Below are 14747 nucleotides of genomic sequence, written 5' to 3'. Positions count from 1 at the left end.
CTTTCCTAGTGCGCTATCGAAAGCGCAACCCCAACGACAAGGGCCCGATCATTGGATCGGGCCCTGGCAAGCTTTCACCGCCAACGGTTACAAACCCGCTACCAGTGAGTCGATAGCCTGACGCGCCTCGCCGATGGCGGTGTCGCGACGCGCCTCGCCCATTGCCAGCCCTTCGGCGTAGACGAAATCGACCTCGGTAATACCCATCAGGCCCAGCATGTGGCGTAGATGCGGCGTCTGGGAATCGAACTCGGTACCCACGTACTGGCCGCCGCGCGCCGCCAGGATGATGGCCCGCTTGCCCTCGACCAGCCCCTGCGGGCCGTTCTCGGTGTATCGAAAGGTCCTGCCTGCGCGCAGCACGCGGTCGAACCAGGCCTTGAGCTGCGAGGGGATCCCCAGGTTGTAGAGAGGCACCGCGAGTACCAGCACGTCGTGTGCCAGCAGTTCGTCGAGCAGCGCCTCGGAGCGCGACGCCAGGGTCTGCTGTTCGTCGCCCCGCTCGCTCTCGGGCACCATCCAGCTGGCCAGTTCGGCGCTATCGAGATGCGGCAGAGCCTGGGCCACCAGGTCGCGTTCGGTCACGGTGACATCGTCACGCGCATCAGCCTGACGCTTGAAGTGCTCGGCCAGGCCGCGAGACTGGCCATTGTCGCCGAGAATGGACGTATTGAGCAGCAGCACTTGGGTAGGGGTCGTCATCGCCTGTCCTCCTTGGATAGAGATGACGGCCATTTTAAGCCGTTTTTTTGCAATGAAAATCGCAAAAAACCGCGCCATTCATTCGACAAAAACGATGGGTTTGCAGTCCACTACCCCTTCCAAGAGCTTCGTACAGTAAAGCTACGCTCGCTTCGCCGCACTACGGCTGGCGCTCTATTCCCTGCCCGCATCCGAGCAGTGTCCGGTCCGGCAATTCGATCCTGACCCGCACCGGATAGGGCATGCCGCTCATCGAATCGAAACATGCCTTGGCCTGCAGACGGGCCTGCAACGCCTGATCCTTCTGGACGCTACGCAGCAAGACCGTGGCCTCCTGACCATTGGTCAAACGCTCGATCTTGTACGGCAGCGTCAATGTCTGCTGACCGTAATCGGCAATCAGCCTCAGCTGCGATGTCTGACGATCGAGCATCATCATCCATCCCGGCTCGTTACCCTTGGCGAAGAAGATCGCATTGGGGCGGGTTTCCCGAGTGGTCGTCTCGCGGCTTATATCGCGCTGGCACTCGAGCCGGCCGTTGGCACTCTCGACGACGGCCTCGTCGCCCTTGTTCCAGAATGCCAGGTCGTCCTTCACATACCGAGCGCCGGACGCCACGATCGCCGGATCGAGCCGATAGAATCCCTGTCCCGACCACAGCCGCAGCTCGCCCTCGGGAAACGCGGCGATCAGATCCTGTGCCGGCGTGCATCGCCAGGCCACGAAAGCCGGCGCTCCGTCGGCGAAGAATGCCGACGGCAACAGCGGTGAAGTCGGCTTGGCTTCGACCGTGTCGGCCTGTTCCGCCGGAACCTGTTCCTTCGAAGCGTGATTGAGGTCTTGGACCTTGGGCGGTACGGACGGCGCCGGGGCCTGCGAGGTACAACCGGCCATCACCAGCATGGCGGCAAGCAGCGGGGCGAGACGCATGATGACTCCTGCATGAGAGTAAGAATTCAGGTCTCAGCATACCAAGCACCATCCCCTTTCGCTTTCACCCGCTGACGCTGATCACGGCGCCAATTCAAGCGTTTGACATGACAAGCCCGCCCAAGATGCCGATCGTCTCATGCATGGCGGCGACGCAGTTCCCGAGCCGCCTCGACCATGTTCTCCAGAGCCGGATCGACTTCCGCCCAACCGCGGGTCTTGAGGCCACAATCGGGGTTGACCCACAGCCGCTCGGCAGGAATCTTCTTGGCGGCCTTTTCCATCAGCGCCACCATCCAATCCACCTCGGGGAGGTTGGGCGAATGAATGTCGTAGACGCCCGGCCCGATCTCGTTGGGATAGGCGAAGTCCTGGAAGGCGTCGAGCAGCTCCATGTCCGAACGCGACGTCTCGATGGTGATCACATCGGCGTCGAGTGCCGCGATGGCGGCAATGATGTCGTTGAACTCCGAATAGCACATGTGGGTGTGGATCTGCGTCTCGTCGCGGGCCACGGCTGCGGTGAGCCGGAAGCATGTTACCGCCCAGTCCAGATAGTGTTGCCATTCGGCCTGGCGCAACGGCAGCCCCTCGCGCAAGGCCGGCTCGTCGATCTGGATGATGCCGATACCCGCCGCTTCCAGATCGGCGACTTCGTCACGCAGCGCCAGGGCGATCTGGCGGCAGGTGGCCTCGCGCGGCTGATCGTCACGCACGAACGACCATTGCAGGATGGTCACCGGGCCGGTCAGCATGCCCTTCATCGGCTTGTCGGTAAGCGACTGGGCATATTCGCTCCAGCGTACCGTCATCGCCCGGGGACGACTGACATCGCCGCAGATGATCGGTGGCTTGACGCAGCGCGAACCGTAACTCTGCACCCAGCCATTGCCGGTAAAGACAAAGCCGTCGAGTCGCTCGCCGAAATACTCGACCATGTCGTTGCGCTCCGGCTCACCGTGCACGAGTACGTCGAGCCCCAACGCCTCCTGGCGCTCGACGGTGAAGGCGATTTCTTCGCGTATGCGCGTTTCATAGGCGTTGCGGTCCAGTTCGCCCTGCTTGAAGGCGCGTCGTGCACCGCGAATCTCGTCCGTCTGGGGAAAGGAGCCGATAGTCGTTGTCGGAAACAGCGGCAGGTCGAAGCGCGTACGCTGCGCGCGGGCCCGTACCGGATAAGTGCTGGCCCGGTGGCTATCGCGCGCCGTCACGCTCTCGAGGCGAGCACCGATCGCCGGCTTGTGAATGCGCGGGGAACGTCGACGGGCGTCGAGCGCAGCCGTGGCCTCGGTCAGCCGCGTGAAATCCTGCGGTGTGGCCCGGCCATCCAACAGGCGCGCCAGTGTCGCCACCTCGTCGAGCTTCTGGCGGGCAAACGCCAGCCACCCCCTGACTTCCTCGTCCAGCGTCGTCTCGCCGCTCAGATCCACCGGGACATGCAGCAAGGAACAACTCGGGGCCAGCCACAGACGATTGCCGAGACGCATGCGCGCGTTGGCCAGGCTCTCGCGTAGCGCCGCCAGATCGGCCCGCCATACGTTGCGTCCATCGATGGCCCCCACCGACAGGATCTTGTAAGTCGGCAGACGATCGAGCACCCGTGCGAGTTGTGTTGGGGCACGCACCGTATCGATGTGCAGCGCCTCGACGGGCAGACCGGTGGCCAGCGCCAGATTGTCGCCCAGGTCCCCGAAATAGGTGGCCAGTAACAGCTTGACCGGGGCCGACTGCAACGTGTTGTAGGTCGACTCGAAAGCCTGTTGCCACTCTTGGGGCAGATCCTGCACCAGGGCCGGCTCATCGAGCTGAACCCACTCCACGCCTTGCTCGGCCAAGCGATTGAGAATCCGACCGTAGACGGGCAGCAGCGCATCGAGCAGGTCGAGCCGCTCGAATGCTGCGTCGCCTTCCCCCTTGGTCTTGCCCAGCCACAGCCACGACAGCGGTCCAAGCAGAGCCACCTTGACCGGGTGGCCGGCGGCTTTGGCCTCATCGACTTCGTCGAACAGGCGTGAGCTGGCGATCCGGAAGGTCTGATCGCGATACAGCTCGGGGACCAGATAGTGATAGTTGGTATCGAAATACTTGGTCATCTCGCAGGCTGCCGCCGGCGTACCGGTCGGGGCGCGTCCGCGTGCCATGCGGAAGGTGGTATCGAGATCGACGTCGCCCTCGACATGGCCGAAACGCGGCGGCACGGCACCCACCAGGGCCGAGACATTGAGTACCTGATCGTAGAAAGCGAAGTCACCGACGGTCACCAGGTCGAGCCCGGCGTCGCGCTGATCCTGCCAATGGCGAGCGCGTAGCTCGGCAGCGGTGGCTTCCAAGGCATCCTGCGCCAGTTCGCCCCTCCAGTAGGCCTCGACGGCGCGCTTGAGCTCGCGGTTCGCACCAATGCGTGGGTAACCCAGGATATGTGCCAGCATCGTTATTTCCTTGGCGTCTTTAACGGATAGAATTGGCGATCGATATCGCCGTGCGATGGCTAGGCAGTCTCACTGGCATCGATAATTGAATCAAACTACATTTATTAATCATAAAACTGAAAGAATTTCATTCATGCTCGAGCTTCGCCATCTTCGCACTCTGATCGCACTACGCGATGCCGGCTCGCTGGTGGAGGCCGCCGAGCGGGTTCACCTGACGCAGTCGGCCCTTTCGCACCAGATCAAGGATCTGGAAGAGCGGGTGGGCAGCCCGCTGTTTCTGCGCAAGACCCGTCCGGTGGAATTCACGCGCGCCGGTGTCCGCCTGCTGGCGCTGGCCGAGCAGGTATTGCCGCAGATTCGCATGGCCGAACGAGACCTGGCGAGGCTGGCCGGTGAGGAGCAGGGACGACTGCACATGGCCATCGAGTGCCACAGCTGCTTCCAGTGGCTGATGCCAACCATCGACCACTTCCGCGACCACTGGCCCGAAGTGGAAGTCGACATCCCCAGCGGGCATAGCTTCGACCCGTTGCCGGCGCTGGCCCGCGAGCATCTCGACCTGGTGATCACCGCCGATCCGCAGCCGCTGGCCGGCGTGCACTATGAGCCACTGTTCCGTTACGAGGGACTGCTGGCCGTAGCCAAGCAGCATGAACTGGCAGTCAAGGGCTGGGTCGAGCCGGACGATCTGGCTCAGGAGACGCTGATCACCTATCCGGTGGAGCATGCGCGGCTCGACGTTTTCACCCAGTTCCTCGATCCCGCCGGCGTGGCGCCGCGCGAGGTGCGTACCGCCGAACTGACCATCATGATGATGCAACTGGTGGCCAGCGGGCGCGGCGTCTGTGCACTGCCCAACTGGGCATTGACCGAATATCTCGAGCGGGACTATGTGCGGGCGTTGTCGCTGGGAGAAACGGGAGTCTGGAGCACGCTGTTCGCGGCGATTCGCGAAGAACAGCGCGACCTGCCGTGGATGGAGGATTTCCTGCGCACCGCCCGGGAGACGTCCTTCGCGGTACTGGCGGGAATCAAGCCGGCCTGAACCCCGCCGGCTTCGCAGTGCTTACGCTTTCTGCCAGATCAGCAGAGTCTCGTAGCCTCCCTCCGGCATCTGCGGGTTGGGTTCGTCAGTCGCCAGCGTCAGGGTATCGTCCTTCAGCGTGACGGCCCGGCTCAGTGTCGTGCCTTCCCATACCGGCAAGGTGGCGATGTCCACGTCGTGGTGTATCACGCTGCCTTCCAGCCGCCAGCATCCGGTATAGGAGAATCCCGAACGGAACAGCGTCGCCAGGCAAGCGTCGCTGTCGGGATCGAGTGGCGGCCGGGCCTCGGCCGTCACTTGTACGCTCATTCTCGCCTCCGGCGCCGGAAGATAGTGCAGCCAGCCGCGGACTTGCCCCAGCGGGGCCAATTCGCGTCCATCCGGCCAGCGATAGACGAAGTGCAACAGTTTCCAGCTCCCGTACAGGGAGGTTGACGTCGGGTTCATGAATTGTCACTCGTAGAATTTCGGGAGGTATCGAGCCGACCACGTATCGGCAACAGCAGACTGAATCGTGCCCCGCCCAGAATACGGCTGCTGTCGACGACCACGCTACCCCCGTGCCAGGCCATGACCTTCTGCACGATCGACAGTCCCAGACCGTAGCCACCCGAACTCCGTGTCCGGCTGTCGTCGAGACGAGCAAAAGGCTTGAAGATCACCAGACGGTCGGCTTCGGGAACTCCGGGGCCGTCGTCCTCCACATCCAGGCGCACGGCACGCGCTTCGCGCGATATCCTCACCTGGACCCGCGCCGTGGCGTGTCTGCAGGCGTTGGATACCAGATTCTGCAGCGCTCGCTGGAGATAGCGCGGTTCGGCATCCACTTCGACGTCATGTACCGTCACCACTTCCAGCGCCAGGTGGCTATGCAGCGGCGCCAGTGTCTCGACGACCCGCTCCGCCACACTACGGCAGGCGACGTTCTCGGTCTCGAGCGTTACCCCCTGCACATTGTCGTTACCCAGCCGCGCATAGGTCAGGATCTCGTCGATCAGTTGATCCAGCTCCTCGATATCGCCGTCGATTCCCTTCAGCTGCTGGCGCACGAACTCCTGTGTGGTCATGTCTTCGACCATCTGCACGGCGAAGCGAATCCGTGCTACCGGCGTACGAAGTTCGTGGGAAACGGCACGAATCATTTCCTGCTGACTGCGCAGCAGGGACTGCACCTGGGCCGCCATGCCGTTGAAGGCCATGCCGAGACGTCCCAGAAAATCGCTGCTTTCGACTTTCACACGGGTATCAAGGTGACCGCCGGCGATACGCGTCGCGGCTTTCTCGAGCCGTGCCACGTGGCCTTCCACCCCGCGCACGATAAAGTAGATGGCTCCCGCCAGCACGCTGAGCACGATGGCAAGCAGGGCCAGGGCCAGCGACATGGGCATGGTTTCGAAGGTGCGCACGGGACCGATCTGCAACCAGCGGTCGGTGCCGAGCCGGGCATGGATGTAGAAAGTACCGACGCCAGGGTCGAGGCGCACCACGATCTCGCCGCCTTCGAGCCGGGTCAGCTGGATGGGGTCCACGCTGCCGGGCGGCGTCGGAGTCAGACGCAGGGGCACGTGAAAGGCGTTTCTCAAGGCCTCCATGCGTGCGCTGCGCTCATCTCCGCTGACACTGTTGAGCCAGTTGCGCAGCGCCTCCGTTGCGCCTCGCAGCTGCTGCTCGCCTAACGTATCCAGATGCGCCTCGAGCACCCAAGGCTCGTTGGGCAGCCGCCTGAGCACCCGCCAGTCGCCATCCACCAGTTCGATCAGCGGACGCCCGTCGTCGAGCCGCGCACGCTCGAAATAGTTGAGCGACAGCGCATCGAGACTGCGCAGGCCCAGCGGCATTCCCAGCGTCGACGCCAGTGAAGACAGCCAGGCATTCCGCTCGCCCATTGGCTGCGTCTCGGCCAGCGTCGCCAAAAGCGCCATCGGACCGCTGGCGATCCTTTCCCGATACTTCTCATGGCGGACCTGATCGACCATGAGAAACCCCAGCAGCGCCAGACCAAACGTCAATATCAGCGCCAGCAGCAATGAGAGATAGACCCTCAGGAAAGCGCTGTCGGTTAACCCTCTTCGCATCAGGGTCAGCTATCCTTGACGAACAGGTAACCTTTGCTGCGCACTGTCTTGATACGGTGCGGCTGGTTGGGATCATCGCCGATCTTGGGACGAATCCGCGACACCCGGACATCGATGGAGCGGTCCTGTCCGTCGTACTTGATGCCCCGCAGCTGGGAGAATATCTCCTCGCGGGTCAGCACGCGTCCGGCATTATCCGCCAGCAGCCACAACAGATCGAACTCGGCGCTGGTCAGATCGATGCGCTCCTCGTCGAGCCAAGCTTCGCGCGTCGCGCTGTCGATGACGAGATTGTTGAACATCAGCCGCGTCGCGCCACTGACCGACTCCAGCGTGTCGCTGCGGCGCATCAGCGCCCGCATGCGCGCCAGCAGCACGCGCGGCTGGACCGGCTTGGGGACGTAGTCATCGGCGCCCATTTCGAGCCCCAGCACCTGATCCATATCGTCGGTGCGCGCCGTCAGCATCAGAATGGGGCCAGCGTAATGCGGCCTCGCCCGCCGGCAGATGGACAAGCCATCCTCACCGGGCAGCATGAGATCGAGAATGACGAGATCGGGCTGTTCATCGACGATGCGCTCCACGCCACGTGCGCCGTCGTGTTCGAGGCTGACTTGAAAGCCGTTGGCCTCGAGATACTCCCGGGTCAGGTTCGCTAATCGTTCATCGTCTTCGACGATCAGAATGTGATCCTGGTGTCTTGTGCTGTCCAAAGCTGTCATCCATCCCTTTAATTGGTGCCTTCAATCCCTGCCTGACGCATATTATTTAAGGACTGCGACAGGGCTTTACACGTTGCCACTTATACCATAGCGGATAGCACGCAATGATACCCGAAATCACTTGCAATAAAGCCTACCACTTACCCGGCCGGTTTTAACATATGGCGTGAAAAAGGTTGCGCGCCCGTCATTGCGGGCCTTGCGGATGATGCCGATCTCATACCCAGAAGAGACACAAGATATACACACTTTATCCACTTGATGGCGCCTCGGAAGCACACTATCTTGTGTCCCGCTCAACCATAACTACAACATGGTGTGCTCCTATCAATTCATACAGACGCTGTCAAATCTGACTTTTCGACAGGATTTCTGGTGAATTTCAATGCCCTAGCACCATTTTCTTCATCCTCAACCTAGATAAAGGTCGGCGTATGGAAACCCTATACTCTTCGGAGCATTCATCTGACGCGTCGTCAGTCGGCGTGACAGCGCCTCAGCGGCTGCGGGTCATCAAGCGCAACGGTGATGTCGTCACGTTCGATGCCGGCAAGATCTCGGTGGCCATGACCAAGGCCTTTATCGCCATCGAAGGCGACAACGCCGGGGCTTCATCGCGGGTCCGCGACTTCATCGCCCAGGCCACCGCCCAGATTACCGAGGCTTTCCAGCGCCGCATGCCCGACGGCGGCACTCTGCATATCGAGGATATCCAGGATCAGGTCGAACTGGCGTTGATGCGTGCCGGAGAACAGAAGATCGCCCGCGCCTACGTCCTCTACCGTGAAGAACACGCCCGCGCCCGCCAGGCTGTCGGCGGCGACATCGCCAAGCCGCATCCGAGCCTCAACGTGACACTGGCCGACGGCACCGCACGCCCGCTGGATCTGGGCCGCGTCGAGACGCTGGTCTTCGACGCCTGCGAGGGGCTGACCAATGTCGACGCACAGAAGATCGTCGACGCCTCCCTGAAGAACCTCTACGACGGCGTGCCCATCGACGGTGTCTCCACGGCCTTGATGATGACCGCCCGTACGCTGGTCGAGAAGGATCCCAACTACACCTACGTCACCGCGCGGCTGTTGCAGGACAACCTGCGCCGCGAGGCGCTGTCCTTCCTGGGCGTGGCCGACGAGGCCACCTATCAGGAGATGGCCGAGCTCTACGCCCCGGCCTTCAAGACCTACATCGACAAGGGCATCGAGTTCGAGCAGCTCGATGAACGCCTGCGCAGCTTCGATCTCGACCGGCTCGCCGCCGCGCTGGATCACACGCGCGACAACCAGTTCACCTATCTCGGCCTGCAGACCCTTTACGATCGTTATTTCCTGCATCGCGACAACGTGCGCTACGAGCTGCCTCAGGTGATGTTCATGCGTGTCGCCATGGGCCTGGCGCTCAACGAAGACGACCGCGAAGCGCGCGCCATCGAGTTCTACGAACTGCTGTCGAGCTTCGACTACATGGCGTCCACGCCGACGCTGTTCAACGCCGGCACCCAGCGCAGCCAGCTTTCCAGTTGCTATCTGACCACCGTGCCGGACGACCTCGACGGCATCTACAGCGCGATCCGCGACAACGCCCTGCTCTCCAAGTGGGCCGGGGGACTCGGCAACGACTGGACGCCGGTACGTGCGCTGGGTTCCTACATCAAGGGCACCAACGGCAAGTCCCAGGGCGTGGTGCCGTTTCTCAAGGTGGTCAACGATACCGCGGTAGCGGTCAACCAGGGCGGCAAGCGCAAGGGCGCCGTCTGCGCCTATCTCGAGACCTGGCACCTCGACGTCGAGGAGTTCCTCGAACTGCGCAAGAACACCGGCGACGACCGGCGCCGCACGCATGACATGAACACCGCCAACTGGGTGCCCGACCTGTTCATGAAGCGCGTCTTCGACGACGAGGAGTGGACGCTGTTCTCGCCCGCCACCTGCCCGGATCTGCACGACCTCTACGGCACCGCCTTCGAGAAGCGCTACGAAGAGTACGAGGCGATGACCCGCAACGGCCAGATGAAGCTCTACAAGCGCGTCAGGGCCAAGGACCTGTGGCGCAAGATGCTGTCGATGCTGTTCGAGACCGGCCACCCGTGGATCACCTTCAAGGATCCGTGCAATCTGCGCAGCCCGCAGGGCCACGCCGGTGTCGTGCACTCATCCAACCTGTGCACCGAAATCACCCTGAACACCAGTGTCGACGAGATCGCGGTGTGCAACCTGGGCTCGATCAACCTGGCCCGCCACGTGCGCGATGGCCAGCTTGACGGCGACAAGCTCAAGCGTACCGTGCGTACCGCCGTGCGCATGCTCGACAACGTCATCGACATCAACTACTACGCGGTACCACAGGCACGTCGCTCCAACCTCAAGCATCGTCCGGTGGGACTCGGCATCATGGGATTCCAGGATGCGCTGTACGAGCAGGGCATCGCCTACGCCTCCCAGGAAGCGGTGGAGTTCGCCGACCGCTCCATGGAGCTGGTCAGCTACCACGCCATCGAAGCATCCTCCGACCTCGCCGCCGAGCGCGGCAGCTACGAGAGTTTCGAAGGCTCCTTGTGGAGCCAGGGCATCCTGCCCATCGACTCCATCGACCGGCTCATTCAAGAGCGCGGAGCGGACTACATCGAGGTGGATACCTCGGCCACCCAGGACTGGGATCGCATTCGCGACAAGGTCACCGGCCAGGGCATGCGCAACTCCAACGTGATGGCGATCGCGCCCACGGCGACGATCTCCAACATCTGCGGCGTGTCGCAGTCGATCGAGCCGACCTATCAGAACCTCTACGTGAAATCGAACCTCTCCGGCGAGTTCACCGTGGTCAACGCCTACATGGTGCATGCGCTCAAGGAGCGCGGCCTGTGGGACGAGGTGATGATCAACGACCTCAAGTACTACGACGGCTCCGTGCAGCCCATCGACCGCGTGCCGGAGGAACTCAAGGCCCGCTACGCCACGGCCTTCGAGGTCGAGCCCAAGTGGCTGGTCGAAGCCGCCTCACGCCGCCAGAAGTGGATCGACCAGGCGCAGTCGCTGAATCTCTATATCGCCGGCGTCTCGGGCAAGAAACTCGACGTCACCTACCGCATGGCATGGTTCCGTGGCCTGAAGACCACCTACTACCTGCGCGCTCTGGGCGCCACCTCGGTCGAGAAATCCACCGTCGACCGCAGCAAGCACAATGCCGTGGGCAGCGGCAGTGCTCCCGATGCGCAGCCGACCGCGGCGTCCTCGCCGGCTCCGCAGGCCCAAGCCGAACCGGCTCGCACGCAGGAGCCGCGCGGTATCGAGGATTTCCTGCAGGGCAAGGGCGGCCAGCGTCCGCCGTCGGCCGGGGATATCGATGATCTGGGCTGCGAGGCCTGCCAGTAACGATCAAGACCGAAGAGGGAAGGCGACGCTACGCGCCGACGAAGCAGGAAGGCTCATGACTGCCTCCGCTTCCGCCCCAAGGGCGCTTCCTTCTTATCTCTTCCACCTCCGAGGAACGAGGAAGATCATGTTGAACTGGGACGAATTCCACGAAGACGACGCCGCTGATCAGCCGCAAGCCAAGGCGGCTCCCAAGCCTGCGGCGGCTCCCGAAGCGCCTGCAACCGCGCAACCGCAGGTACAGGAAAGCGCCGGCAGCTATCAGGCCGGCAGCTACCAGCCTGCCGAGGCGGACCGCATCGTCCGCGCCCAGAAGGCGCTCGAGGAGCTCGACGTCGCCGCCGGCCTCGAAGAGCTGGAGATGGGCGCGGCGCGCATCGAGGTCGACGACAAGCGCATGATCAACGCGCGTGCCGACCTCAACCAGCTGGTACCGTTCAAGTACGAGTGGGCGTGGCAGAAGTATCTCGACGGCAGTGCCAACCACTGGATGCCGCAGGAAGTCAACATGAATGCGGACATCGCGTTGTGGAAGAGCCAGGACGGCCTGACCCCGGATGAGCGCAAGATCGTCGAGCGCAGCCTGGGGTACTTCTCCACCGCCGACTCGCTGGTCGCCAACAATCTGGTACTGGCCGTCTATCGCCTGATCACCAACCCCGAATGCCGCCAGTACCTGCTGCGCCAGGCCTTCGAGGAAGCCATTCACACCCACGCCTATCAGTACTGCGTGGAGTCGCTGGGCATGGACGAAGGCGAAGTCTTCAACATGTACCGCGAAGTGCCCTCGGTGGCCGCCAAGTCCGCCTGGAGCCTCAAGCACACCCAGTCGCTGTCGCGTTCCGACTTCCATACCGGTACTCCGGAGACGGATCAAGAACTGCTGCGCAATCTGGTCGCCTTCTACTGCGTCACCGAAGGCATCTTCTTCTATTGCGGCTTCAGCCAGATTCTCTCCATGGGCCGGCGCAACAAGATGACCGGCGTCGCCGAGCAGTTCCAGTACATCCTGCGCGACGAGTCCATGCACCTGAACTTCGGCATCGACATGATCAACCAGATCAAGATCGAGAACCCGCACTTGTGGACGCCGGAGTTCCAGGATGAGGTCACCCAGATGATCCTTCAGGGAACTCAACTCGAGATCGACTATGCCCGCGACACGATGCCGCGCGGCGTGCTCGGCATGAATGCCGCGATCATGGAAGAGTACCTGCACTTCATCTGCAACCGCCGCCTGGCGCAGATCGGCTTGAAGGAGCAGTTCCCCGGCGCCACCAATCCCTTCCCGTGGATGAGCGAGATCATCGACCTGCGCAAGGAGAAGAACTTCTTCGAGACGCGTGTCACCGAGTATCAGGTCGGCGGCGCACTGAGCTGGGATTGACATTCCGGCCAGTCGACGCTCTGGAGACTCTCTAAAGCCCCGCTCAGCGGGGCTTTTCCGGCTCAATGGGTATCTCATGGACACGAAACGCGTCATTGTCATTTCGGCTGCGGTCGTCCTCGACGATCAGCACCGGCTGCTGCTGGTGCGCAAGCGAGGCAGTCGCTATTTCATGCAACCGGGCGGAAAGATCGACGCGGGCGAGACGCCGGAGCGTGCCTTGCACCGCGAGTTGCGAGAAGAGTTGAGCGTGACGTTGCGCTCGGCACAACACATCGGGACCTATCGAGCGCCCGCGGCGAACGAAGCCGACCACGTCGTGTGCGCGGAACTGTTCTGGACCCTGCTCGAGGGCAGTGTCCGCATCGCGGCCGAGATCGAGGAGTCCCGCTGGGTCTCTCGCGAGGACGCGAGTCGATTGCGATTGGCACCGCTGACCCGGGACGTGGTGCTGCCCCTGATCGACCAGCGCATCGCCTCGTCATCCTGCACCTAGCGTTACCGGCGAAGGGTTTTCCTGCCTCAGCACAACTGCCTCCGGCAGAACGCCACCCAGCGTATGCTAGCCTTCATTCATTGTGTCAACGTTTCACGCGGCCTCCCCGAGGCTGGAAAACGACCACGATGAACGCCAAGGAGAGTGCATGGAATCGCAGATGGAATCCTATGAATGCCTCACCGCTACCGAACTCCTCATCCGACTGCAGCGCTCCGACGTCACGGCGGTGGAACTGGCCGAGTCGGCACTGCAGCGCATCGAGGCCCTGGACGACAAGGTCAATGCGTTTCGGCAGATCGACCGTGACATGACCCTGGAAATGGCCCATGCCGCCGACGAACGCTATCGCGCCTGGCAGACCATGGGGCTGCTCGACGGGCTCCCGGTAGCGGTCAAGGATGCCTTCGACCAGATTGGCTGGGCGACGCGCGACGGCTCGCGACTCACCGAGGCTAGCCCCGCCAGAAGGGATGCACCGACAGTGGCCGCCTGTCGCCGCCACGGTTTCGTACCGGTCGGCAGGACCAACATGCCCGAGTTCGGCTGGAAGGCGGTCACCGACTCGCCGCTGACCGGGATCACCCGCAACCCCTGGAACCTGGACAAGACGCCGGGTGGCTCCAGCGGCGGCAGCGCCGCCGCCGTGGCCATGGGGATCGCGCCGCTGGCCTTGGCGGCGGACTCCGGCGGCTCGACCCGGATACCCGCCAGCTTCTGCGGTCTGGTCGGTTTCAAGCCGACCCATGGACGTGCCCCCATGCACCCGGGCAGCCACTACGGCAAGCTTTCCCAGCCCGGTCCGATCGCCCGGACGGTACGAGATGCCGCCCTGCTTCTCGAGGTCATGACCGAGTCCGATCCCAGCGACCCACGGCTGCAGAACGCTTCCCAGCATTACCGCGAGGAACTCAATGGCGGTGTCAGGGGGCTGCGTATCGCCTATAGCCCCAGTCTCGGCCTGGAGATCGATGTCGATCCCGAGATAGCCGCCGCCGTGCGCCATGTGGCGGATAAGTTCTCGGAACTGGGAGCCCGGGTCATTCGCGTCGACCCGGATATCGGCGACCTCCGCGAACACTACCAGCGCCTGTTCTTTTCCACGGCGTCGCTGATGGTCAAGGACAAGGACGATGCCGCCCGAGCGCAGATGGATCCCGAACTACGAGAAGTGGCCGAGCGCTACGCCCGTCTCAGCGCGCTGGACTATCTGCAGGCAGATGCTGCCCGGGTCGAACTCATGCACCGCATGAGCTTCTTCTATCAGGATTATGACCTGATCCTCTGCCCCACCACGCCGATCCGCCCTTTCACGGCCGGTCGGGAGGTTCCTGAGGGATGGCCTCACCCGCGCTGGACCAGCTGGGCCACGTTCACCTGGCCCTGGAACATGAGCGGGCAGCCGGCCATCAGCGTCCCCTGCGGTTTCACCCGGGATGGCTTGCCCATTGGCGCGCAGATCATCGGAGCGCGTCATAACGACGCCATGGTCTTACGTGCCGCCCAAGCCTTTCAGCAGGTATTTCCGCTCACTGACCGACGGCCGCCACTGGTGAAAAACGCCGTCCCGGCGTGACCGTACATGA

General features: G+C 62.8%; 11 protein-coding genes. 5 read left to right on the top strand and 6 right to left on the bottom strand.

The features are described from left to right. Positions 1 to 87: 87 nt before the first annotated feature. The 3 genes from ACYQ12_RS03895 to metE form a co-directional block, all read right to left on the bottom strand. Positions 88 to 702 carry an FMN-dependent NADH-azoreductase gene (locus ACYQ12_RS03895; RefSeq protein ID WP_459867993.1) on the bottom strand — a complete coding sequence of 205 codons (615 nt, stop codon included), beginning with the start codon at positions 700 to 702 and terminating at the stop codon, positions 88 to 90. Positions 703 to 862: 160 nt separating this feature from the next. After that, positions 863 to 1633, bottom strand: a complete 771-nt coding sequence (locus tag ACYQ12_RS03890) for an MliC family protein (RefSeq protein ID WP_459867990.1) — start codon at positions 1631 to 1633, stop codon at positions 863 to 865. A gap of 137 nt (positions 1634 to 1770) precedes the next feature. Beyond that, on the bottom strand, positions 1771 to 4062 hold the full coding sequence (metE, locus tag ACYQ12_RS03885) for a 5-methyltetrahydropteroyltriglutamate--homocysteine S-methyltransferase (RefSeq protein WP_459867987.1): 2292 nt from the start codon (positions 4060 to 4062) through the stop codon (positions 1771 to 1773). A 133-nt stretch (positions 4063 to 4195) separates the two neighbouring features. On the opposite strand from metE, the gene ACYQ12_RS03880 reads away from it, so the two are divergent. Then, positions 4196 to 5110, top strand: coding sequence for a LysR family transcriptional regulator (locus ACYQ12_RS03880; protein WP_459867984.1), 915 nt, complete (start codon positions 4196 to 4198; stop codon positions 5108 to 5110). A gap of 21 nt (positions 5111 to 5131) precedes the next feature. Here ACYQ12_RS03880 and ACYQ12_RS03875 read toward each other — a convergent pair whose 3' ends face one another. Genes ACYQ12_RS03875 through ACYQ12_RS03865 form a run of 3 tightly spaced genes read right to left on the bottom strand, consistent with a single transcriptional unit; the run spans position 5132 to position 7898 of the window. Further along, positions 5132 to 5557 carry a lipocalin-like domain-containing protein gene (locus ACYQ12_RS03875; RefSeq protein WP_459867981.1) on the bottom strand — a complete coding sequence of 142 codons (426 nt, stop codon included), beginning with the start codon at positions 5555 to 5557 and terminating at the stop codon, positions 5132 to 5134. Then, the gene (locus tag ACYQ12_RS03870; RefSeq protein WP_459867978.1) at positions 5554 to 7185 is read right to left on the bottom strand and encodes an ATP-binding protein; all 1632 of its coding nucleotides are present in this window, start codon (positions 7183 to 7185) and stop codon (positions 5554 to 5556) included. The genes ACYQ12_RS03875 and ACYQ12_RS03870 overlap by 4 nt, the downstream gene beginning before the upstream one ends. A 5-nt stretch (positions 7186 to 7190) precedes the next feature. Next, the gene (locus tag ACYQ12_RS03865; RefSeq protein ID WP_459867975.1) at positions 7191 to 7898 is read right to left on the bottom strand and encodes a winged helix-turn-helix domain-containing protein; all 708 of its coding nucleotides are present in this window, start codon (positions 7896 to 7898) and stop codon (positions 7191 to 7193) included. 443 nt (positions 7899 to 8341) lie between these two features. Here ACYQ12_RS03865 and ACYQ12_RS03860 point away from each other — a divergent pair, with 443 nt between their 5' ends. The 4 genes from ACYQ12_RS03860 to ACYQ12_RS03845 all read left to right on the top strand — a co-directional run bounded on the left by ACYQ12_RS03860 (position 8342) and on the right by ACYQ12_RS03845 (position 14737). Then, entirely contained in the window at positions 8342 to 11278 is a 2937-nt protein-coding gene (locus ACYQ12_RS03860) for a ribonucleoside-diphosphate reductase subunit alpha (protein WP_459867972.1), read from the top strand. Between the two features lie 127 nt (positions 11279 to 11405). Further along, positions 11406 to 12665 (top strand): ribonucleotide-diphosphate reductase subunit beta, encoded by a 1260-nt coding sequence (locus ACYQ12_RS03855; RefSeq protein ID WP_459867969.1) that lies wholly within the window; start codon positions 11406 to 11408, stop codon positions 12663 to 12665. A 76-nt stretch (positions 12666 to 12741) separates the two neighbouring features. Then, positions 12742 to 13161, top strand: a complete 420-nt coding sequence (locus ACYQ12_RS03850) for an NUDIX hydrolase (RefSeq protein ID WP_459867966.1) — start codon at positions 12742 to 12744, stop codon at positions 13159 to 13161. A gap of 148 nt (positions 13162 to 13309) precedes the next feature. Beyond that, the gene (locus ACYQ12_RS03845) at positions 13310 to 14737 is read left to right on the top strand and encodes an amidase (RefSeq protein WP_459867963.1); all 1428 of its coding nucleotides are present in this window, start codon (positions 13310 to 13312) and stop codon (positions 14735 to 14737) included. Positions 14738 to 14747 lie beyond the last annotated feature (10 nt).

The organism is Halomonas shantousis, assembly GCF_054654615.1.
This window is presented reverse-complemented; position numbering and strand designations above follow the sequence as displayed.